This is a genomic window from Micromonospora sp. bgisy143, from assembly GCF_057708145.1.
This window is the reverse complement of record NZ_JBYIRN010000002.1, coordinates 295,392-316,867: the sequence shown is the minus strand read 5'-3', so window position 1 is coordinate 316,867 and position 21,476 is coordinate 295,392. Positions and strand designations below refer to the sequence as shown.

Below are 21,476 nucleotides of genomic sequence, written 5' to 3'. Positions count from 1 at the left end.
CCTGCAACAGACCTGCAAGCGCCAGGCATTGACGCTGCTGTGTGGACGGTCCTAGCCTCGGAGAGACGGGAAAGCCCTTTCCCAGGGCTTTCGTCCCGCTTCACCCCGCTGTCGGATCCGGGCGTCCGACGGGGCACACCGATTCCCGCTCTCCCGCCAGCGCGCCGTGCCGGCACGTCCCCGCGCGGCCGGATACCGGGATCGCCACCACGCGCGTCAAGGAGGACAACCGTGCACAGGAGACGACGACCACTGGTGCTGGCGGTCTGCGCCGGCGTGACCGTGGCGGCCCTCGCCGCCACCATGACCTCGGCCTTCGCGGCCACCATCTTCACCGACACCTTCAGCGACGGCGACACCTCCGGCTGGTCCAAGTCCGGCGGCACCTGGGCGGTCGACGGCGCCGGGGTGTTGCAGCAGTCCAACGCCGGCAGCGAGCTGGCCCGGCAGTTCGCCGGTGACACCGGGTGGACCAACTACTCGGTGCAGGCCCGGGTCCGGCCGGCGAGCTTCGGCTCGTCCAGCGCCCTGGTCGGGCTCGCCGCCCGGTCCACCAGCAGCACCAGGATGTACCGGCTGGCCCTGCTCGGCTCCGGACGGGCCGAACTTCAGGCCGTCAACGGCAGCAGCGTCACCGCGCTCGGCTCGGCCTCGCTCGGTGTCACGACCGGCACCTGGTACACCCTGCGCGTCGAGGTCAGCGGCAGCACCATCCGCGGCTACGTCAACGGCACCCAGATCGCCTCCGGCAGCAGCAGCCTTGCCGCCGCCGGGCGGATCGGCCTGGTCACCGCGTACGCCAGTGGCGGCTTCGACGACGTGGTGGTCGACTCGTCCGGTGGCGGCACCCCGAGCACACCGCCGGCCACCACGGCGGCGCCGACCACCCCGCCGCCGACCACCCCGCCGCCCTCCGGGTGGCCGACCCCGACCAGCAGCCAGAAGGTGGACGCGACGATCCCGGTCTCCGGCACCTTCGACGGCGGGCTGAGGCGCTACTACGGCATCGGCGACGGTGGGCAGAGCGAGAGCCAGGACCCGATGTTCGAGCTGGCCGCCGGCGCCACCCTGCGCAACGTGATCATCGGTGCGCCGGCCGGTGACGGCGTGCACTGCGAGGGGAACTGCACCCTGGTCAACGTCTGGTGGGAGGACGTCGGCGAGGACGCGGCCACCTTCCGGGGCGGCACCACGTACACCGTCGACGGCGGCGGCGCGCGGTCGGCCAGCGACAAGGTCTTCCAGCACAACGGCACGGGCACCGTCTACATCAGGAACTTCCGGGTGGAGAACGCCGGGAAGCTCTACCGGGCCTGCGGCAACTGCTCCACGTCGTACCAGCGGCACGTGGTGATCGACAACGTGGTCGTCCGGGACACCGACACAATCGCCGGCATCAACACCAACTGGGGCGACACCGCCCGCTTCAGCCGCGTCACCATCGTCGGCGACCCGGACCGGGAGACCTCGATCTGCGTCAAGTACAAGGGCGTACCCAAGGGCAGCGAACCGACCAAGATCGGCGAAGGGGCCGACGGCGTCAACTGCCTCTACACGCCGTCCGACATCACCTACCAGTAGGGCACGGCACGCCGGCATCCCGCGCCGCGCGGGATGCCGGCTCAGCCCAGCACGGGTACGCCGGAGACGTCGACCGTCTCCGGATACTTCAGCCCCGCGCCGGTGTTGAGCACCACCACCCGTTCGCCGGCCCGGATCCAGCCACCGGCGCGCAGGTGGCGTGCCGCGGTCAGGCAGGCCGCGCCCTCCGGGCAGAGCAGCAGCCCTTCCCGGGCCGCGAAGTCCCGCAGGTCGGTCAGGATCTCGGCGTCGTCGACGGCGACGGCGGTGCCGGCGGACGCCCGCAGCGCCGCCAGGATCAGCTCGTCACCCAGCGGCGCCGGCACGGTGATGCCGAACGCCACCGTGTGCGCGTCCTCCCACGGGCGGGCCCGATCCTCACCCGCGGCGAAGGCCCGCACGATGGGAGCGCAGCCGGTCGACTGCACCGCCACCAGCCGGGGCAGCTTGTCGCCGACCCAGCCCAGCTCGCACATCTCGTGCAGCGCCTTGTGGATGCCGATCAGGCCGACCCCGCCACCCGTCGGATAGACGATCACGTCGGGCACCTGCCAGCCGAGCTGTTCGACGATCTCGTACCCCATCGTCTTCTTGCCCTCGAGCCGGTAGGGCTCGCGCAGCGTGCCGGCGTCGAAGATCGCCCCGTCCGACTCGGCGACCAACTCGGCCACCCGCCGGCCGGCGTCGCTGATCAGTCCGTCGACCAGGCGCAGGTCGGCGCCGGCGGCCACGCACTCCCGCCGGCAGATGGTCGGCGCCGCCAGCGGCATGACGATGGTGGCGCCCATGCCGGCGCGCGCCGCGTAGGTCGCCCAGGCCGACCCGGCGTTGCCGTTGGTGGGCATCGCGATCCGCTTGACACCCAGCTCGCGGGCCCGGCTCACGCCGACCGCCGCGCCACGGGCCTTGAACGAACCGGTCGGGATCAGCCCTTCGTCCTTGACCATCAGGTCCGCGATGCCGATCTCGGCGCCGTACGCCGGAGCGCGCAGCAGCGGCGTCCAGCCCTCGCCGAGGGTGGTGACGTGCCGGGGGTCGGTGACGGGCAGCAGCTCCCGGTACCGCCACAGGTCGGCCGGGCGCAGCGGGAAGCGCTCCGGGGTGACCGCCTTCGCGACCGCCGGCAGGTCGTAGCGGGCCAGCAGGGGCGAGCCGCAGTCGCAGAGGTTCTGCACCTCGTCGGCGGCGTACTCCAGGCCGCAGCGCGGGCAGTCCAGGTGGGTCAGGTACACGTCGCTCCTCGCCGTCAGGCCGCGTCGATACTCCACCAGCGCCGACTCCGTGCGCCCGGCTCGTAGACCGAGTCGAGTCGCTTTGCGATCACACCGGGCAGCCCCTGCTCCCGCCCGGTGCGCAGGGCCTCGTCGCCGGCACCGGAGAACCACGGCGGAGTCTGCCAGTGCGTACCGGCCAACGCCAGCCCATCGAGCAGTTCCCGGCGTTGCGCGTACGGGACGTCTACGCTGCTCACGCCCTCCAACCAGAGCAGGTCGACGAGGAGGAACTGCGCGCCGGCCGGCACCCGACCGCCGCTGGTCGGGCGGGCCGGACGCACCCGGCCCGAGCCGTCGACGCGGACCAGCACGCCGTCGAGCACCGCCTCGGTCGGCGCCAGCGCCTCGGCCATCGCACGCAGCCACGGGTACCCGCCGGTGATCTCCTCGTCGGTCGCGGAGAGCAGCCGCAACCGCCCGCCGGAGACGTACGCCATCGCGCGGACCCCGTCCCAGCGCAGCTCGTACCCCCATTCGGCGGCGTCGCGCGGCAGCCTGGCGGCGGGCGTGGCGTGCATCGGGCGGACCAGCTCGGGCATCGGTGTCCAGCCCGGCGGCGCGGGATCGGTACGGCGGATCATCCAGTCCCGGCCGCCGGTGGCGAACAGCGCGTACCGGCCCTCGGTGCGCTCGCCGAAGAGCGTCACGACGACCTCGTCGTCGCGCCACTTCTCGCGGCGGTACGTGCCCCGGTCGTGGATGACCATCCGACCGCCCCCGTACTCGCCGGCCGGGATCTCGCCGGCGAAGTCGAGGTACTCCATCGGGTGGTCCTCGGTGTGCACGGCGAGGTGGTTGCGGCCCGGGTCGCGGGGCAGGCCGCGCGGCACCGCCCAGGACGCGAGCACACCCTCGTGTTCCAACCGCAGGTCCCAGTGCAGGCTGCGGGCGTGGTGCTGCTGGATGACGAAGCGCGCGGTGCCGCCGTCGCCGTCGGCCGGTCGGGGCGTCGCCGGCGGCACGGGCTCCGGCGTGCGGGCCGCGTCGCGCTTTCGCCGGTACTCCCGGAGCCGGTCGGTCACCTCCGCATTCTCCGCCACACCGGCGGGCCGCGCTGGCAGCCGGAGTGTCCGGTTCGCTCGGCGTCGGGGCGCGTGGCGGGGTAGAACGGATCACATGGATCTCAGCGACCAGCCCACCGCACTGCTCCCGGGCGACGTGCGGATGCCCCTGCTCGGCTTCGGCACCTGGCAGGCCACCGGCCAGGCGGGCTACGACGCCGTACTGGCCGCGCTCGACACCGGCTACCGCCACCTCGACACCGCCACCGTCTACGGCAACGAGCACGAGGTGGGCCGGGCGGTCCGCGAGAGCGGGCTGCGCCGGGAGGACGTCTTCATCACCACCAAGCTCCCGGCGAACCGGGTGGGTCAGGAGCGCGCCACGCTGGAGGCCAGCCTGGAGGCGCTCGGTGTCGACCAGATCGACCTCTGGCTGATCCACTGGCCGCCGTCGTCGCCGGCGGACAGCATCCCGCTCTGGCGGGAGCTGATCGCCGCGCGGGACGAGAACCTCACCCGGGCGATCGGTGTGAGCAACTACAGCACCGCGCAGATCGACGAGCTGATCCAGTCGACCGAGGAGAACCCGGCGGTCAACCAGATCGAGTGGAGCCCGGCGCTGTACGACCGGCAGCGGCACGCCGAGCACCGGGACCGGGGCGTGGTGCTGGAGGGGTACAGCCCGTTCAAGACCAGCGACCTCAGCGATCCGGTGCTGGTCCGGATCGCCGCCGCGCACGGTGTCTCCCCGGCGCAGGTGGTGCTGCGCTGGCACATCGACCACGAGATCGTCGCGATTCCGAAGTCGGTCACGCCGGAGCGGATCAGCGCGAACTTCGACGTCTTCCACTTCTCGCTGACGGCGGAGGAGATGCGCGACATCGACGCCCTCGGCGACGCCTGAGGCGGCATATTTCTTCAGGCTCGGGCTGCATGGTGAAGGGTATCGACATCGACGTGCGTGACGGTATAGCGTGCCGTCATCACGTTCGTCGATCCCTTCCCCACCCGCCCTCGCTGGAGGATCGCCATGGCCCGACCACCGTCCATCCGTCTGCGCCGTCGTGGGGTGCTCGGCATCCCCGCCCTGGTGGCCGCCGCCCTGACCGTCGTGGTCCGGCCCGCCCCGGCGAGCGCCGCGCCGAAGGAACCCGAGTGCCTCGCCGACCTGCTCGGCGGGTCCTGATGGCCACCATTCCCTGGCTCGTGGACGTGCTGCGCGGCGCCGGGGTGCAGGTCGTCGTCGAGGGCGACTGGCTCAATCGGATGCGGCCCGGCTCCTTCGACCCGATCGGGGTGCTCTGGCACCACACCGCCTCGACCTCCAGCGCCAGCAACCCGCACCCCGCGCTCGGTATCTGCATCAACGGGCGCACCGACCTGGCCGGCCCCCTCTGCCAGGCGCTCGTCGACTACAACGGCGTCTTCCACGTCATCTCCGCCGGCCGCTGCAACCACGCCGGGGTCAGCGGCGGGAGCGGACCCATCCCCGCGGGGGACGGCAACACCCTGATGATCGGGTGGGAGATCGACTACAACGGCGTCGACCAGCAGATGACGACCGCGCAGTACACCGCGTCGATCGCCGCCACGGCCGCCGTGCTCACCCGGCTGGGCCGCGACAGCAGCTACGCGCGCGGGCATCGGGAGACCAGCACCACCGGCAAGATCGACCCGTCCTTCATCGACCTGAACGTGATGCGGGCCGACGTCGCCGCGAAGATGGCCGGCGGCAGCACGGCCTGGTCGTCCATCGTGGACAACACGACCTCCGGGCGCTTCACCGCCAGCGCCAACTGGGGTGTGTCGACGTTCTCCACCCAGCGGTACGGCGCCGACTACCGCTACGCCGATCCCGTCGCGGCCAGCGACCCGGCCTGGTACCGGTTCAACGTCCCGGCGACCGGCAACTACCGGGTGGAGGCGTGGTGGCCGACGAACAGCGGCTACAACAGCGCCACTCCGTACATCGTCGCCACCACCACCGGCAACCGGACGGTCTACGTCGACCAGCGGGCGACCGGTGGGCAGTGGCGCGTCCTCGGCACGTTCACCCTGCCCGCCGGGGACGCCAACCGGGTGGCGGTGAGCCGCTGGAGCAACGCGACGGGGCTGGTCATCGCCGACGCCGTACGCCTCACCCGCGTCTGACCCGGCGTGACGCGTCCCGTCCCGGCGTGACGCGTCCCGTCCCGGCGTGACGCGTCCCGTCCCGGCTTGATCGACTCGACTTCCCGGACGTCGGGGTGTCCCTCGTGCGAGGATGCCCCGACCTCACGGGATCGGAGTGTGCCGGGGCGGCGGCAACTCGTGACGGGTCGGCCCCTGCGCATCCGCAGACCGACGACCCCGAGTCACGCACGGGGAGGTGCGTTTGCCGGTGCCGAGCCCGTCGGTGCCCGCACGATGCAGCCACGAGCCGTGCACCTCGCTGACCCGGACGCTGCCACCGGACCTCGTGTAGGACGCCTGCCAGTCGCGGATGGCCTCGTAGGCGCCGTGGTCCAGATAGTCGAGGTGAAGCTCGAGTGCGACGTGCTGCCCCGGAGGCAGGGCGGCCAGTCGGCGGGTCAGTCGTCCGCAGGCGACGAAGGCGAGGGTTCCGGTGATCGACACGAGCCAGGCGCCGGGGTTCGGCTCGGTGACGTGGATCTCGCAGCGGGCCAGCCGCCACAACATGAACAGCGCCGCCGTCGCCATGCCCAGCCCGACACCGATCAGCAGGTCCGTCGCGGCCACGCCGACCGCGGTGACCACGTAGACGGGCAGCTCCCGGTGCCGGGCGTACGTGCGGATCTGGGCGAGGCTCACCAGCCGCAGACCGACCACCACGAGGACGGCGGCGAGGGCGGCCATCGGGATCATCTCCAGCAGTACGGCGCCGGCCATCACGAACCCGGCGATCCAGACGCCGTGCAGGATGGTCGACGCGCGGGTGCGGGCTCCGGCGGCGACGTTTGCCGAGCTACGCACGATGACGCCGGTGACCGGGAGGCCGCCGAGCGTTCCGGAGACGGCGTTCGCGGCGCCCTGGGCGATGAGTTCGCGATCGAGGTTCGCCCGTGGGCCGTCGTGCATGCGGTCGACAGCCACCGCCGAGAGCAGGGATTCCACGCTCGCCACCAGGGCGATGGTGACGACTGCCGGGAGGACCTCCCACGCCGGCGAGTCGGGCCAGCGGGGGAAGGTGAGCGCACTCAGGGGGTCGGCGGGCAGGTTCACCCGCTCCACGTCAGCGTCGAGAACCGCCGCGACCACGGTGGCGACCACCACCGCCACCAGGGTCGCCGGCAGCATGGTGGTCTTGACCAGACGTGACCAGACGAGCAGCAGCGTGATGGTCAGCAGGCCGAGCAGCACGGACACGCCGTGGTGGTCGGCGACCTGGCCGGGTAGGTCGCGCAGGTTCGCCCAGGCGGAGCTCTGCGGCGCGCCGCCGAGCGCGACGTGCACCTGGCTCAGCGCGATGACCAGGCCGATGCCGGCCAGCATTCCGTGTACGACCGTCGGCGACAGCGCGAGCGCGGCCCGCCCGAGTCGGGTGATGCCCAGCACGATCTGCAGCAGTCCGGCGACGGTCACGATGGCGGCGGTGCCGGCGAAGCCGAACTCGGCGATGGTGCCCGCGACGATCACGGTGAGCCCAGCCGCCGGTCCGCTGACCTGGAGCGGCGCGCCGCTGAGCATGCCGGCGACCATCCCGCCCACGACAGCGGCGATCAGCCCGGCCAGCAGCGGTGCCCCGGAGGCGGCGGCGATGCCCAGGGACAGCGGGATGGCGATCAGGAAGACCACGATTGACGAGGGGATATCGTGCCGAAATAACGCTAAAGCCGACATCTTTGGAAAGATACTGAGATAATATTAATGCATAGTTAAGCGTGATTCTTTCACCCTCGATACGGAACGGGGCGCGACCGCTTGGGTCGCGCCCCGTCGTTGTGCCGTCGACTCAGTTACGCGTACAACTCCTGCCGTTCAGCGAGAAGCTGCTCGGGGACGAGTACGACCCGCTCAGCGTCCCCTGGTAGCCGAAGCTGGCCGTACCGCCGGGGGCGATCGACCCGTTGTGGCTCACGTTCCGGGCGGTCACCGCGGATCCGCTCTGGCTCACCGTGGCGTTCCAGGCGTTGGTGACCGTCTGCCCACCGGGCAGGTTGTAGGTGAGCGTCCAGCCGTTGATCGCGCTGGAACCGGTGTTGGTGATCTGCACGTCGGCGGTGAAGCCGTTGTTCCACGAGTTGGCCGTGTACTTCACCGCACAGGCGGAGGTGCCGCCCGGCGGCGGGGTGGTCGGCGGCGGGTTGGTGGGGTTGCCGCCGCCGTTGACGTTCGCCGAGAACGAGGTCACCGCGAGGCCGACGCCGCCCTGCCACGGCTCGAAGCCGGCCTGGATGCTGGTCAGGTACCAGGAGTTCGTGATCGCGCCCCGGTTGCGGGTGTCGTTGATGAAGTCCATGACGCTGAAGTTCAGGCTGGAGATCGCGGACGACGCGACGTACGAGATGACGTTGTTGGAGCCGTTGCTGCCCCGCCAGACCTCCCAGGTCCGGCCGGCCAGGTTCGTCGTGCCGACCACCGAGCCGATGGGCTGGATCGGACCCTGGCGGTTGAGCCAGATCATGATCTCCATCTGGTTCACGCCGTCCCGCTTCGGCGACGGGTCCAGCCAGATGTCGTACGACGCGTTGTAGGTCGCGCCGCTCACGTACCGGTAGCTGATGCTGCTGGTGGCGCTGCTGATCTGCGACACCTGGATCGGCAGGTTCGTGCCGGGGGAGCAGTTGGTGTAGTGGCAACCGAAGAAGATCGAGGGGTACGCGGTGGGCGCGCCGTTGGTGGGGCTGCTGCCGTTCAGCGTGGTGATCTCGAAGCCGTTGCTGGTGGCGTTGATGCACTGCTGGGCGGTGGTGCCCCAGCGGTTGTTCTGCACCACGTAGCGGCCCTGGATCACGGTGGAGCCGTACTGCTCGCAGATCAGGGTGTCGGCGGAGGCGCTGCCGCCGAGGGCCACGGCGACGAGGGAACTGGTGAGCAACAGCCCGGCGGCGGCCAGGGCTCGGAGGTGACGTTTCATGACGCTCCTTGACTCGGCGCAAGCTGGGCGCCGGCTGTGGTGGGGTGGTGCGGGAGCGCTCCCACGCTCAACGACACATTTACATGTCTGAAACTATGGCGCAACTGCGCAGGTCAAACTGGCGAATTGTGAGGATTGCCACGCCCGCTCCGGACGGCTGTCGGTCGACGTCCCGGTCAGCGACGACGGCCGCCGGCGAGCGGTTCGCGCCGGGCCGATCGGCTCTGGTGTGCGTCGATCGCTCCGAGTAGCGTGTTGCCTCCAACGCGTGCCGTTCCCCTCCGGAGGCGTACACCACCATGCGTAGCTCCCCCCTGCGCATCCTCATCGTCGGCGCGGGCCTCGCCGGCCTGGCCGTGGCCCGGGCCCTGCGCCTGGCGGGCTTCCGGCCGGATGTGACCGACAAGCTGCCGGCAGGGGAGTCGACCGATGCCGGTCTCTACCTCCCCGGAAACGCCGCCCGTGCACTGCACCGGCTGGACCTGCACGATCCCGTCCGTCCCCTCGGGCAGGTGATCCACCGGCAGCGCTTCTTCGACGCCGCCGGGGCCCCGCTCTGCGAGGTCGACCTGGACGCGCTCTGGGCCGGCGTCGGGGAGTGCCGGGCGTTGCCCCGCGGCGACCTGCACCGGGTCCTGCTCAGCGGCGCCGGGGGCGCGGTCCGGCACGGCGCCGAGGTCCGCACCCTCGAACTGCTCCCGGGCGCCGTCGGCGTCACCTTCACCGACGGCACCCGCACCGAGTACGACCTGGTCATCGGCGCCGACGGGCCGCGTTCGTCGGTGCGCACCCTGGCCGCGCTCGGCGGCCCGCCCCGCCCGGCCGGGCACGTCGTCTACCGGGCCGTCCTGCGCGACGGACCGACCCTCACCGACTGGACCGGCCTGCTCGGGCAGCGCTGTGGCCTGCTGCTCGTGCCGATCGGGGAGGGCCGCCTGCACTGCTACGCCGACGAGGCGGGCACCGAGCCGCCCGCCGACCCGCTGGCCCGACTGCGGGAACTCTTCGCCGACTACCGGGGCCCGGTGCCCGAGGTGCTCGACACGCTCGACCGGGTGGACGTCGGGATCACCGACGAGGTCGACCTGGGCCGCTGGCACCGGGGCCGGGTGCTGCTGGTCGGCGACGCCGCCCACGCCACCGCGCCGACCCTGTCGCAGGGTGCGGCGATGGCCCTGGAGGACGCCGTGGTGCTGGCCGAATCGCTGCGCGCGGCCGGCAGCGTCGAGTCGGCGCTGGTGGCGTACGAGAGTCGTCGTCGCCCGCGTACCCGATGGGTGGCCGACCGGACCCGGGACCGCAACCGGACCCGGGACGTGCCGCCGGCGCTGCGCGACCCGTTGCTGCGCGGACGCGGCGGACGGATCTTCGGGGAGCACTACCGGCTACTGGTCGGCCCGCTGTAGGCCCGTTGTAGATCGTGTCACGCCACCCCACGCGGCGCTGCGACCTGCCGGGGACTATCCTCCTTGCGGATGACGGCCCGCCGATAAACAGCGTGAGCCGAGCGGGACAACCGAGAACCGGAGGCCACTCGTGACCACCGTCGCACCCAAGCCGGTCGTGACCCGGCCCTGGCCGGTCCGGGAGCCGGTCAAGGGGTCGGCCATCGCGCGGCTGCTGCGAACCACGGACGCGAAGCAGATCGGGATCATGTACATGATCACCGCATTCGTGTTCTTCCTGATCGGTGGCGTGATGGCCCTGATCATGCGGGCTGAGCTGGCCCGACCCGGGCTGCAGTTCCTGTCGCCCGAGCAGTACAACCAGCTCTTCACGATGCACGGCACGATCATGCTGCTGTTCTTCGCGACGCCGATCGTGTTCGCCTTCGCGAACTACATCGTGCCGATCCAGATCGGCGCGCCCGACGTCTCCTTCCCCCGCCTGAACAGCTTCGCCTACTGGCTGTACCTGTTCGGCGGCACGATGGCGACCGCCGGCTTCATCACCCCGGGTGGTGCCGCCGACTTCGGTTGGTTCGCGTACGCGCCGCTGAGCAGCGTCGAGCACTCGCCCGGCGTCGGTGCCAACATGTGGATCATGGGTCTGGCCATCTCCGGTCTGGGCACCATCCTCGGCGCGGTGAACATGATCACCACCGTGCTCACCCTGCGTGCGCCCGGCATGACCATGTTCCGGATGCCGATCTTCACGTGGAACATCCTGGTCACCAGCCTCCTGGTGATCCTGGTCTTCCCGCTGCTGGCCGCCGCGCTGTTCGCGCTCGCCGCGGACCGCATCCTCGGCGCCCACGTGTACGACGCGGCGACCGGTGGACCGATGCTCTGGCAGCACCTGTTCTGGTTCTTCGGGCACCCCGAGGTGTACATCGTCGCGCTGCCGTTCTTCGGCATCATCAGCGAGATCATCCCGGTCTTCTCCCGCAAGCCGATCTTCGGCTACAAGGGCCTGGTCGCCGCGACCGTCGCGATCGCCGCGCTCTCCATGAGCGTCTGGGCGCACCACATGTTCGCCACCGGCCAGGTGCTGCTGCCGTTCTTCAGCTTCCTGAGCTACCTGATCGCGGTGCCGACCGGTATGAAGTTCTTCAACTGGATCGGCACCATGTGGCGCGGCCAGATCAGCTTCGAGACGCCCATGCTCTGGGCGGTCGGCTTCCTGGTCACCTTCCTCTTCGGTGGTCTCACCGGTGTGCTGCTGGCCAGCCCGCCGCTCGACTTCCACGTGTCGGACTCGTACTTCGTGGTGGCGCACTTCCACTACGTGCTCTTCGGCACCATCGTGTTCGCGGTCTTCGCCGGCATCTACTTCTGGTTCCCGAAGATGTTCGGCCGGATGCTCGACGAGCGCCTGGGCAAGGTGCACTTCTGGCTCACCATGATCGGTTTCCACACCACCTTCCTGGTGCAGCACTGGCTCGGCGCCGAGGGCTTCCCCCGGCGGTACGCCGACTACCTGCCCGGCGACGGCTTCACCACGCTGAACACGATCTCCACGATCGGCGCGTTCATCACCGGTATCTCCACGCTGCCGTTCATCTACAACTGCTGGAAGTCGTACAAGACCGGCCCGGTGGTCGAGGTGAACGACCCCTGGGGTCACGGCAACTCGCTGGAGTGGGCGACCAGCAGCCCGCCGCCGCTGCGCAACTTCGACCGGATGCCGCGGATCCGCTCCGAGCGGCCGGCGTTCGACGCGAAGTTCCCCGAGCTGGCCGCCGGCCAGAGCGTGGCCGGCCCGCCGGAGGGTGGCGCCAAGCCGCTCACCAGCGAGTCGGACGGCGGCGCCACCTACACCGAGGACACCGCCAGCAACGTCGACCGCAACTAGAGCTCAACCCAGCTCGTACGACGGGCGCCGCCCCCGGAACCCCCGGGAGCGGCGCCCGTCGCGTTGCCCAACCGCCCTCACCTCGCCGTGTAGCCCCGCCCTCTGCCCCCGCCCCGGGTTCTGCCCCGCGCTCTGCCCCGCGCGCTCGGCGCGCCGCGCCACCCGGGCCCCGCGCTCTGCCCCGCGCTCTGCCCCGCTCCCCGCGCCACCCGCTCCGCGCGCCGATCTTGCACTTTCTGTCCTCACCAACGGGGATGAAGCTGGCAAAACGGCGACAGTTTCTGCAAGATCGACGCGGGGGAGGGTGGGCCTCTCGACCGTGGGCACGGTCCCGGGGCAAGATCCGCGCAACTTCAGGGATGTTGCTGCCTCCCGCGCTCACGAAGCAGCAACATCAGGGAAGTTGTGCGGATCTTGGTGCCGGGTGCCGGGTGCCGGGTGCCGGGTGCCGGGTGCCGGGGTGCCCGGGGTGCCGACGTGCCGGTGTGCCGGGGTGCCGGACGTGCCCGGGGTGCCCGGGGTGCCGAGGCATGCCCGCGGTGCCTGGGGTGCCGGGCGTGCCCGACGTGCCGGGCGTGCCCGACGTGCCAGGGGTGGCCGGGGTGCCGAGGCATGCCGGCGGTGCCTGGGGTGCCGGGTGCCTGGGGTGCCGGGGTGCGCGGGGCGCTGGGGAGAGGGCTAGTGGATTGCGGGGGCGGGCTCGTGGTCGATGGGGGTCGGTGCGGGCGGGGTGTCGGCGCTGCGGCGGCGGCGTAGCTCGACGGGGAGCACGGCCAGGGTGGTCAGCGCGCCGAGCGCCCCGGTCACCACGAAGCCCCACAACGGCGCGCTGGCGTCGATCACCGCGCCGGCGAGTGGTGCGCCGATCGCGATGCCGACGGTGACGGCCGAGCCGTGCAGGCCCATCGCCTCGCCGCGTACCTCGGCCGGGGCGAGCCGGCTGACGGCGTCGGCGGAGGCCGCGATGGTCGGCGCGCAGAGCGCCCCGGCCGGGATCAGCGCCAGGCACAGCAGCCACCAGTGTGCGCCGCCCAGCCCGACCGGGATGGTGCAGAGCGCGAGCGCGGCGGTCAGGGTGAGCGGGGAGAGCGAGCGGTGCACCGCCCCGTAGGCGAAGCCGCCGATCAGGGAGGCGATCGCCCAGCCGGCCAGCACGGCCCCGGTCCAGCCGGCCTCTCCGCTGGCCCGCAGGACGGCCACCACCGCCACGTCGGTGCCCCCGAGGACCAGGGTTGCGGCGGTGCTGAGCGCCAGCACTGCGAGCAGCCGGGGCGTCAGCCACTCCCGGCGGGACACCTGGCGTCGTGGGCCGACCGGCTCGGCAGCGCCACGGATCGGCGGGTTCAGCAGCCACAGGGCGGCCCCGGCGGCGACGATGCCGCCACCGACGAGGTACATGGTGGTCTGCGCCGAGATCGCGGTGACCAGGGCCACCGCCAGCGCCGGGCCGATCATGAAGGACAGTTCGACGGACATGGAGTCGAGGGCGTACGCCGGCCGCCGTTGATCTTCCGGTACCAGCGCGGCGATCGACTGACGGACCACCGAGAAGATGGGCAGGGCCAACGAGCCGGCCACGAACGCGGCCGGCAACAGCACCGGGTACGCCAACGAGGGCGCCGTGGTCCAGAACACCGCCTCGGCGATCCCGGTGAGCACCAGCACCGGCCGCAGGCCGCGCCGGTCGACCAGGCGGCCGAGCAGCGGGCCGCCGATCGCCGCACCGATCGTGATGGCGGCACCCACCAGGCCCGCCGCGCCGTAACCCCGGTCGAGGTCGAGCACCACGTGGAAGGTCAGGGTGACCCCGGTGGCCGTGAGCGGAATGCGGGCGAGGACGGCGACCAGCAGCAGTGACCGCAGGCCGGGCAGGGCGAGCGCTGTCCGGTAAGGCTTGATGTTCACGTTGGTCCGTACCTCCGGCGACATCCTCGACGGATCGCGGACCGTTGGCCAACCAATTACCGCGTCATGCGGTCCTGATCACAGGTTCACCGTGCAGGACCACTCCGGCGCCGTCCATCGCGCGCAGTGCCACGTCGGTGGTCTCCGGGGCGACCGCGGCGGTCAGTTCCAGCAGCACCGTGGTGGCGAAGCCCTCCCGGGCGGCGTCCAGCGCGGTGGCGCGGACGCAGTGGTCGGTGGCGATGCCGACCACGCCGACGGTGTCCACGTCGTGCCGGCGCAGCCAGTCCGCCAGGCACTCGCCGTCGTCGGCGTGCCCCTCGAACCCGGAGTACGCGGCGGCGTGCTCGCCCTTGTGGAAGATCGCCTCGACCCGTCCGGTCTCCAGCTCGGGGTGGAACTCCGAGCCGCTGGTGCCGACCACGCAGTGCCGGGGCCAGGACTCCACGAAGTCCGGCGGATCGCCGAAGTGCGCGCCCGGATCGATGTGGTAATCCTTCGTGGCGACCACGTGCCGCCACCGGTCCGGCTCGCTGGCGAGCAGCCGGGAGATACCGGCCGCCACCCCGGCGCCGCCCGGGACGGCCAGCGAGCCGCCCTCGCAGAAGTCGTTCTGCACATCAACGATGATCAGTGCGTTGGTCATCGGGGTCCCTTCGAGTTCGGATCGGCGGGCTCAGCCGGCGGGTACGACGGTGACCGGCACGGCGGGGTCACCGGCCGAGAGCTTCAGCCCCTCCCACGGGATGGAGATGAGGCATTCGCGCAGGTGCTCCCGGGACTCGTCGAGGGTGGGCAGGGCCACCGGTTCGCCGTCGACCACGTACGAGCGCTGGAGCATCCGGTCGTTGGCCTGCCGGTCCGGCACCCCCTGCGGGACGATGATCTCTTCCGTGGCGGTGCCGGTGGGCTTGTGCCGGCGGACCGCCACCTTGCGCCCCCCGATGGTGGCCTTGTGCTCGGAGCGCTTCACCACCGGCCGGCCGTCGACCTCGACGAGCTTGTAGACCAGCCCCGCGGTGGGCGCACCGGAGCCGGTGACCACGGCCGTACCCGCGCCGTAGATGTCGACCGGCTCGGCGGCCAGCGCGGCGATGGAGTACTCGTCCAGGTCGCCCGAAACGATGATCTTGGTCTCGGTCGCGCCCAGGGAGTCGAGCAGTTCCCGGGACTGCTGCGCGATCACCGCCAGGTCGCCCGAGTCGATCCGGACCGCTCGCAACTCCGGGCCGGCCACCGCGATGGCGTTCCGGATGCCCTGCGAGATGTCGTACGTGTCGACCAGCAGCGTGGTGTCCTTGCCCAGCGTGGCGACCTGCGAGGCGAACGCCGCCCGCTCGTCGTCGTGCAACAGCGTGAACGCGTGCGCCGCCGTGCCCGCCGTGGGGATGCCGTAGCGCTCGCCGGCGGCGAGGTTGGAGGTGAACCGGAAACCGGCCAGGTACGCGGCCCGCGCCGCCGCCACGGCCGCCTCCTCGTGCGCCCGCCGGGACCCCATCTCGATCAGGGCGCGGCCCCGGGCGGCGGTGACCATCCGCGCGGCGGCGGCCGCCACCGCGCAGTCGTGGTTGAGCACGGAGAGCGCCACCGTCTCCAGCACCACACACTCGGCGAAGCCGCCGGAGACGGTCAGGATCGGCGAACCGGGGAAGAACAGCTCACCCTCGGCGTACCCGTCGATGTCGCCGGTGAAGCGGTAGTCGGTGAGCCAGGCCGCCGCCGCGTCGTCGACCACCCCGGTGCGGCGCAGGAAGTCGACCTCGGCCGGGTCGAACCGGAAGTCGCGGATCAGCTCGATCAGTCGCGCGGTGCCGGCGACGACGCCGTACCGCCGACCGGTGGGCAGCCGCCGGCTGAACACCTCGAAGACGCACCGGCGGTCGGCCGTGCCGTCCTTGAGTGCCGCGCTGACCATGGTCAGCTCGTAGTGGTCGGTCAGCAGCGCGGGGCGGTGGGTGCTCACCGTCCCAGCCTAAGGTTCAGCCGGAGTCGTCGCCCTCGTGGCCCGGGATCGACCGTAGCGCGGCCCACAACTCGGCCCGGCCGGTCACCCCGAGCTTGGCGTAGATCCGCTGCAGGTGGTTCTCCACGGTGCGGGCGGACAGGTACAGCCGTTCGGCGATGGCCTTGCTGGTCGCGCCGTGCGCGGCGAGACGCGCCACCTGCCACTCGCGTTCGGTCAGCACCGGTGCTCCGGCCCGCAGCGCCGGCGTCCGGATCAGGTCGCACCGCCCGAGCAACCCGGCGAGCCGTTCGCGGGCCGCACCGGCCGCCGTCGAGTGCTGCTGACGCAGCCGGTGCAGGGCCTGGGCGGTGGCCTCGGCGGCGTACACGGTCAACTCCAGCGCCGCGTAGTCGTCGGCGACCGAGAGTAGGTCCGGGGCCGAGTCGGTCACCGCCGCCCGGGCGTGCCGGGCCAGCAGCGGCGGCAACACCCCGTCCACCTGCTCGGACAGCTCGGCGAGGCGCTGCGCCACGGTGCGCCGCCCGCCGTCGGAGCAGGTGGGCCCGATCGGCGCGCCGGCCTGCTCCAGCCGGACCAGGTCGTGCAGGACGTGCACCTCGTGCCCGGCGAAGCCGTCCGCACGCAGCCGGTCGGCCAGATCGCTGAGCTGCTTCACCGCGCCGGGCAGGTCACCCGACGCGGCCAGCACTGCGCCCCGGGCCTGCTCCAACCACGGGTAGAGCACCGCCATGCCCGGCGCGTGGGTACGGTCGGCCTCGGCCATCGCCTCGGTAGCCTGCTCCGCGTCGCCGCGCAACGCCGCCGCCTGGGCCCGCTCGGCCTGGGCCAGGCCGGCGTAGACCCGGCTGGTCGCCAGCACCGCGCAGGCGCCCAACGAGGTACGCATGGCCGCGTCGCTCTGCCCCCGCAGCCGGGCCGCGTACGCCGCGAGGATCGCCAGGTAGCCGGTGCCGAGCCGGAAGTCGCCTGCGCCCGCCAGGTCGGCGAACTCGTCGGCCACGATCGCGTCGATCCCGACGAGGTCGCCGGTGAGCATGAGCCGGGTGCCGCGTGCCAGCTCCAGGGCCAATTGCAGGTACGGCATGTCGGTGCGCCAACTCGCCGCGGCGGAGTGCACCTGCGCGATGGCCGCGCCGCTGCGCGTCAGCTGACCCTCGGCGGCCTGGACGTACGCGATGGTGCTGCGGGCCAGCTCGCGGGCGGCGATGCTGGCCGCCGGCCGGTCGAGCACGGTCTGGCTGAGCCGGACGGCGGTCGCCGTGTCGAGTCGGTGCAACCGCATGATCGCCTCGAAGGCGTGCACCCGGGCCCGGTCGGCGGAGTCGCCCAGCTGCTCGACGCGGCTGGCGATCTCCTCCACCGTGGACTCCCGGCTGAGGCCCCAGTAGCTGACCATGCCACGGACGGTCAGCCACCGGCAGAGGCGGCGCTCGTCGCCGGGCTCCAGGGTCACCGCGTCGAGAACGGTGAGCGCCTCCTCCGGCCGGTCGGCGAACATCAGGATGGTGGCCAGCAGCTCCGCCGCGTCCGAGCCGCCGTCGGCGTGCAGCGCCGCCCGGGCCAGCCGGGTGGCCAACGGCACGTCGTACCGGGTGAACGCCTGCATCGCGGCGTCCACGAGCAGGGCGGCGTCCTGGGCGGTGCCGGAGTCGAGCCGCCAGACCGCCACCCGCAGCAGGTCGTCGCGGCGGCGCTTGCCGACCTGCTCCAGCAGCTCGGCGAGGTGCGCCTGGAGGCGTCGGGTGCGGCTGACCGGGCAGCGGCGACGCATCACCTCGCCGTAGAGCGGGTGCGCCAGGCGTACGTTGGTCCGCCGGTCGTGCTGGACGACCGTGATCAACCCACGCTCCTCGGCGAACTCCACATCGGACTGCTCGGCGGCCTGGTTGAGCAGGTGCAGCCCGAGTGGCTCGCCGAAGGCGACCAGCTCGACGACCGTACGGACGCCGTCGGTGAGCTGCCCGACGCGGGTGTCGATCAGGTCGGTGAGACTGGGTGCCAGCTCCAGCCGCCCGGTCCACTTCCAGATGCCGTAGGTGCGCTTGAGCTCCGCGCTGCCGTTGGCGGCGTGCACCAGCTCGCGCAGCAGCAGCGGGTTGCCCGCCGACAGCCGGCCGAGCCGGTCGGCCGAGTTGGCGTCGACGGGCCCGCCCAGTATCTCGGCCAGCAGGCCGGCGGTCTCCGACGGTGGCATCGGCGTCAGCTCGACGTGCTCGACCAGATCGTCGGTCCACAGCGCGCGGATCGGCAGCGGGATCTGCTCACCGTCGCGCAGGGTGCCCACCACGGTGGCGTTGTCCGCGCGGGCGACCAGGTGCACGAGCGCGGCCGACGGCGGATCGAGCAGGTGCGCGTCGTCGATGGCGAGCACGATCCGCCGGCCGGCGGCCTGCTGTTGCAGCACCCCCAGCGCCCAGCGCAGAATGCCGGCGGGGGAGAGGCCCTGCGGCTGCTCCGCCGGGAGGACCTGCACCAACCCGCCGAACGGCAACGCCGCGGTGGTGGCACTGGCGGCGATGGACCAGATGGCGTACCGGTCGGTGGGCAGGGTGTTGACGCCCTCGCGCAACAGCCGGCTCTTGCCGATGCCGGCGCTGCCGCTGAAGAAGAGCCCACGACCGGCCTCGCCGGTAACCGCCGCCAGCAGGCGGTTGAGTTCATCGGTCCGGCCGACGAACTTCCATCGACTCATTTGGGCAGCATATCCATCGAATTCCGTCCGCGCCCGTACCATCACGCAGCGAAGTTGAGTAGTCGCACAATTACCGGTGAGTATCCATGGTGTTCGGCCTGGTCGGCGGGCCGCACGTACTCTTCGGGCATCCGGGTAGCGTTACCGGAATTTCCGCCCGACCGGCGTGCCGGTCGCCAGCCCCGGGAGGCCACCCGATGCAGCAGGGCCCTCTCCCCTCGCTCGACTCGCCCGGCGACATGGCCAGCTCAGCCGACCTGCCGAGCTGCGGCCCGCTGCCCACCGAGCTCCAGATGGCCGATCCCCGGGCGGACGAGCCGCTCGGCGTGGTCGCTGTCGGTCCGGCCGGCGCCGACCGGCGTGCCGTGCTCGCCGCCCTCGTCGGTCTCGACCCGGTGATGCTCACCGTGCCGGCGGGCAGTTGGCTGGTGGTCCGGCACGCCAAGGTGCCGACCCGGGCGGCGTTCGTCCCGGGCTACCGCCAGCCGCACTCGTACGGCGCGGACCGGGACGCGGCCGGCCCGGCGTTGGCCCGCCCGCCCCGGCGGGTCGAGTTGAGCGTGCCCGAGCCGCTGCTGCGGCACTTCACCCTGATCGACACGCCGGACACCGGCGCGCTCGGGGTGGCCGGCGTGCGGGTGTTGCGGGACGCCGTCGGCCGGGCCGGCGCGCTGCTCTTCGTGATCGCGGCCGACCAGGCGTTCACCGCCCAGGAGTTGAACCTGCTCGCCGAGGTGGCCGCGGCCCCGGTGGAGGTCGTCTTCGCGGTGACGCCCGGCACGGCCGGTTGGGCACCGGTGGCCGACGGCACGGCGACGACGGAGGACACGGGGGCGTCCGTTCCGCCGGCGGTCGGTCGGTCGGGGGAGGTGGACCCGGTGGCGGTGACCGTCGCGGCGCACCGGGCGGCGCTGCTGGCCGCCGTACCCGCCCTGGCCGGCGCGCGCTGGTTCCCGGTCGACGGCGTCGACTCCGCCGCCGACCTGCGGCGGGCGCTGGTGGGGTGGTCGGCGACGGAGGGGTTGCAGCGGGCCAGCGCCGAACCGCCCGTGCTGCCCGGGCAGCACGATCGGGTGGCGGTCGCCGCCGACCCGGGAGACTGGTCCGAACGGCTCGACCGGCAGACCCGCTCCTGCTCCCAGCGCATCCGCCAGCACCTCGCCCTGGAGCTGGCGAACATCCATCTGCGAGCCGTTCAGGAGATCGTCTTCGGGGTCGGCTGTGCCGGCCTGCCCGACCTGCTCGACCGGGAGATGGCGGCGCTGTCGCTGCTGGCCACCGCGCAGTGCGACCACGCGGTGCGGGGCATCGTGGCCGACACCACCGCCCAGGTGCTCGGCGCGCCACCGACGGAGGGTGTGCGGCGGCGGATCGCCACCGCGGTGCAGTACGGCCTGACCGACCACCGCTCGGGACGCGACCTGGACCGGGTTCTGCTGGTCACCAGCACGGCGGGGGTGGCCGGACTGACCGGCGCAGAGGCGATCGACGCGCTGGCCGGTTATCCGACGGCGACCCGTGACGAGGTGCTCCCGCCGATCGCGGTGGCGCTCTCCGGCGGCTGCTGGCAGCAGTGGCGTACCCCGGGAAACGACGACCACAGCGCGGCGCGGGCCTGGTCCCAGCGAGCGCTGCGGGAGGTCGAGCTGGAGCTCTCCCGCGAGATCTCCCGGCGGTTCGAGGTGATCCGTCTCTCCCTGGGAGTGGTGCTGTCCGATGCGGTCGACCACGGCATCCTGCTCGCCTGACAGCGTGCCCGCCGTACGGCTCGACCTCGCTGGGTGCCCCGCCTCCGGGCAGGCGCGAGGCGGCTCGGCGGTGGCCACGACGGGCGATCCGCATTCGTCCGGCGTTCCGGTTCCTCGGTTCCGGGAAACCGGTGGCACGATGGGGGGCATGGCGGCTCCACAGGTTGCACCGGTCGAGACGCCGGCTACTGATGAGGTGCCGGCGCCCGACCGGCAATGGGTGACGATCGTGTGGGACGACCCGGTCAACCTGATGACGTACGTGACCTGGGTCTTCCAGAAGCTGTTCGGCTACAGCCGGGAGAGGGCGGAGCAGCTCATGCTGGACGTGCACCACAAGGGCCGCGCCGTGGTCTCGACCGGCGCCCGTGAGCGCATGGAGCACGACGCGTCGCAGCTGCACGCGTACGGGCTCTGGGCAACGGTGGACCGCTCGTGAGCATGTTCCGGCGGCAGGCGGGCCGTTACGTCGCCACCTTCGCCGTGGACGAGGTGCGGGTGCTGCGCAAGGTCGCCTCCGAGGTGGTCGGTCTGCTCACCGACGGCTTCGACCACACCGACCCGGTCGTCGGCCGGCTGTTCCCGGCGGCGTACCCCGAGGACGCGGCCAGCACCTCGGAGTTCCGTCGTTACACCGAGGGCGACCTGAAGACCGCGAAGATCGACCAGGCCGGGGCGATCCTGGCCGCGCTGCCCGACGAGGCCGGCGGCGAGGTGCGGTTGGACGCCGAGGCGGCCGAGGCGTGGCTGCGGGCGCTCAACGACGCGCGACTGGCGATGGGCGTCCGGTTGGATATCAAGGACGGCACCGACCTGGGCGAGGAGTTGGACGACGCGGTGACCGAGGATCCGGGTTCCAGCCGGGTGTTCCAGCTGTCGGTCTACGCGTACCTCGGATATCTCCAGGAGTCCCTGCTCAACGCCTTGATCGACTAGGC

Annotated in this window: 17 protein-coding genes; 9 read left to right on the top strand and 8 right to left on the bottom strand. The window is 72.1% G+C overall.

The features are described from left to right. The first annotated feature begins 231 nt into the window (after nt 1-231). Complete coding sequence (locus AC3EN4_RS04380) at nt 232-1,581, top strand: pectate lyase (protein WP_435204621.1); 1,350 nt, start codon at nt 232-234, stop codon at nt 1,579-1,581. Between the two features lie 41 nt (nt 1,582-1,622). On the opposite strand, the gene AC3EN4_RS04375 is transcribed toward AC3EN4_RS04380, so the two are convergent. Continuing rightward, nucleotides 1,623-2,813 (bottom strand): threonine synthase, encoded by a 1,191-nt coding sequence (locus AC3EN4_RS04375; protein WP_435204855.1) that lies wholly within the window; start codon nt 2,811-2,813, stop codon nt 1,623-1,625. A 14-nt stretch (nt 2,814-2,827) separates the two neighbouring features. Further along, entirely contained in the window at nt 2,828-3,877 is a 1,050-nt protein-coding gene (locus AC3EN4_RS04370; RefSeq protein ID WP_435204620.1) for a DNA polymerase ligase N-terminal domain-containing protein, read from the bottom strand. A gap of 94 nt (nt 3,878-3,971) precedes the next feature. Between AC3EN4_RS04370 and AC3EN4_RS04365 the strand changes: the two genes are divergently transcribed. The 3 genes from AC3EN4_RS04365 to AC3EN4_RS04355 all read left to right on the top strand — a co-directional run bounded on the left by AC3EN4_RS04365 (nt 3,972) and on the right by AC3EN4_RS04355 (nt 6,007). Beyond that, the gene (locus AC3EN4_RS04365; protein ID WP_435204619.1) at nt 3,972-4,760 is read left to right on the top strand and encodes an aldo/keto reductase; all 789 of its coding nucleotides are present in this window, start codon (nt 3,972-3,974) and stop codon (nt 4,758-4,760) included. A 126-nt stretch (nt 4,761-4,886) separates the two neighbouring features. Continuing rightward, complete coding sequence (locus AC3EN4_RS04360; RefSeq protein WP_435204618.1) at nt 4,887-5,042, top strand: hypothetical protein; 156 nt, start codon at nt 4,887-4,889, stop codon at nt 5,040-5,042. Beyond that, nucleotides 5,042-6,007: a golvesin C-terminal-like domain-containing protein gene (locus tag AC3EN4_RS04355; RefSeq protein WP_435204617.1), complete on the top strand. Its 966-nt coding sequence runs from the start codon at nt 5,042-5,044 to the stop codon at nt 6,005-6,007. The genes AC3EN4_RS04360 and AC3EN4_RS04355 overlap by 1 nt, the downstream gene beginning before the upstream one ends. A 123-nt stretch (nt 6,008-6,130) precedes the next feature. Here AC3EN4_RS04355 and AC3EN4_RS04350 read toward each other — a convergent pair whose 3' ends face one another. Then, entirely contained in the window at nt 6,131-7,696 is a 1,566-nt protein-coding gene (locus AC3EN4_RS04350; protein ID WP_435204616.1) for a SulP family inorganic anion transporter, read from the bottom strand. Between the two features lie 112 nt (nt 7,697-7,808). Next, a complete protein-coding gene (locus tag AC3EN4_RS04345; RefSeq protein WP_435204615.1) occupies nt 7,809-8,933 on the bottom strand; it encodes a glycoside hydrolase family 12 protein in 1,125 nt (374 codons plus the stop codon). 299 nt (nt 8,934-9,232) lie between these two features. Here AC3EN4_RS04345 and AC3EN4_RS04340 point away from each other — a divergent pair, with 299 nt between their 5' ends. Both AC3EN4_RS04340 and ctaD read left to right on the top strand, forming a co-directional pair. Next, nucleotides 9,233-10,339 (top strand): FAD-dependent monooxygenase, encoded by a 1,107-nt coding sequence (locus AC3EN4_RS04340; RefSeq protein ID WP_435204614.1) that lies wholly within the window; start codon nt 9,233-9,235, stop codon nt 10,337-10,339. Nucleotides 10,340-10,469: 130 nt separating this feature from the next. Next, nucleotides 10,470-12,227 carry an aa3-type cytochrome oxidase subunit I gene (gene ctaD, locus AC3EN4_RS04335; protein ID WP_422738550.1) on the top strand — a complete coding sequence of 586 codons (1,758 nt, stop codon included), beginning with the start codon at nt 10,470-10,472 and terminating at the stop codon, nt 12,225-12,227. A gap of 678 nt (nt 12,228-12,905) precedes the next feature. Here ctaD and AC3EN4_RS04330 read toward each other — a convergent pair. The 4 genes from AC3EN4_RS04330 to AC3EN4_RS04315 are packed head-to-tail and all read right to left on the bottom strand — an operon-like array spanning nt 12,906 to nt 18,790. After that, entirely contained in the window at nt 12,906-14,156 is a 1,251-nt protein-coding gene (locus AC3EN4_RS04330; protein WP_435204613.1) for an MFS transporter, read from the bottom strand. Nucleotides 14,157-14,196: 40 nt separating this feature from the next. Next, nucleotides 14,197-14,778, bottom strand: a complete 582-nt coding sequence (locus AC3EN4_RS04325; protein ID WP_435204612.1) for an isochorismatase family protein — start codon at nt 14,776-14,778, stop codon at nt 14,197-14,199. A gap of 30 nt (nt 14,779-14,808) precedes the next feature. Continuing rightward, nucleotides 14,809-16,095: a nicotinate phosphoribosyltransferase gene (locus tag AC3EN4_RS04320; RefSeq protein ID WP_435204611.1), complete on the bottom strand. Its 1,287-nt coding sequence runs from the start codon at nt 16,093-16,095 to the stop codon at nt 14,809-14,811. Nucleotides 16,096-16,111: 16 nt separating this feature from the next. After that, on the bottom strand, nt 16,112-18,790 hold the full coding sequence (locus tag AC3EN4_RS04315; RefSeq protein WP_435204610.1) for a LuxR C-terminal-related transcriptional regulator: 2,679 nt from the start codon (nt 18,788-18,790) through the stop codon (nt 16,112-16,114). A 197-nt stretch (nt 18,791-18,987) separates the two neighbouring features. Between AC3EN4_RS04315 and AC3EN4_RS04310 the strand changes: the two genes are divergently transcribed. The 3 genes from AC3EN4_RS04310 (at nt 18,988) to AC3EN4_RS04300 (ending at nt 21,474) form a co-directional block, all read left to right on the top strand. Then, the gene (locus AC3EN4_RS04310) at nt 18,988-20,538 is read left to right on the top strand and encodes a hypothetical protein (protein ID WP_435204609.1); all 1,551 of its coding nucleotides are present in this window, start codon (nt 18,988-18,990) and stop codon (nt 20,536-20,538) included. Between the two features lie 148 nt (nt 20,539-20,686). Continuing rightward, on the top strand, nt 20,687-20,977 hold the full coding sequence (gene clpS, locus AC3EN4_RS04305) for an ATP-dependent Clp protease adapter ClpS (RefSeq protein WP_234581506.1): 291 nt from the start codon (nt 20,687-20,689) through the stop codon (nt 20,975-20,977). A 2-nt stretch (nt 20,978-20,979) separates the two neighbouring features. Further along, nucleotides 20,980-21,474, top strand: a complete 495-nt coding sequence (locus AC3EN4_RS04300) for a DUF2017 domain-containing protein (RefSeq protein WP_435204854.1) — start codon at nt 20,980-20,982, stop codon at nt 21,472-21,474. Nucleotides 21,475-21,476: the final 2 nt, after the last annotated feature.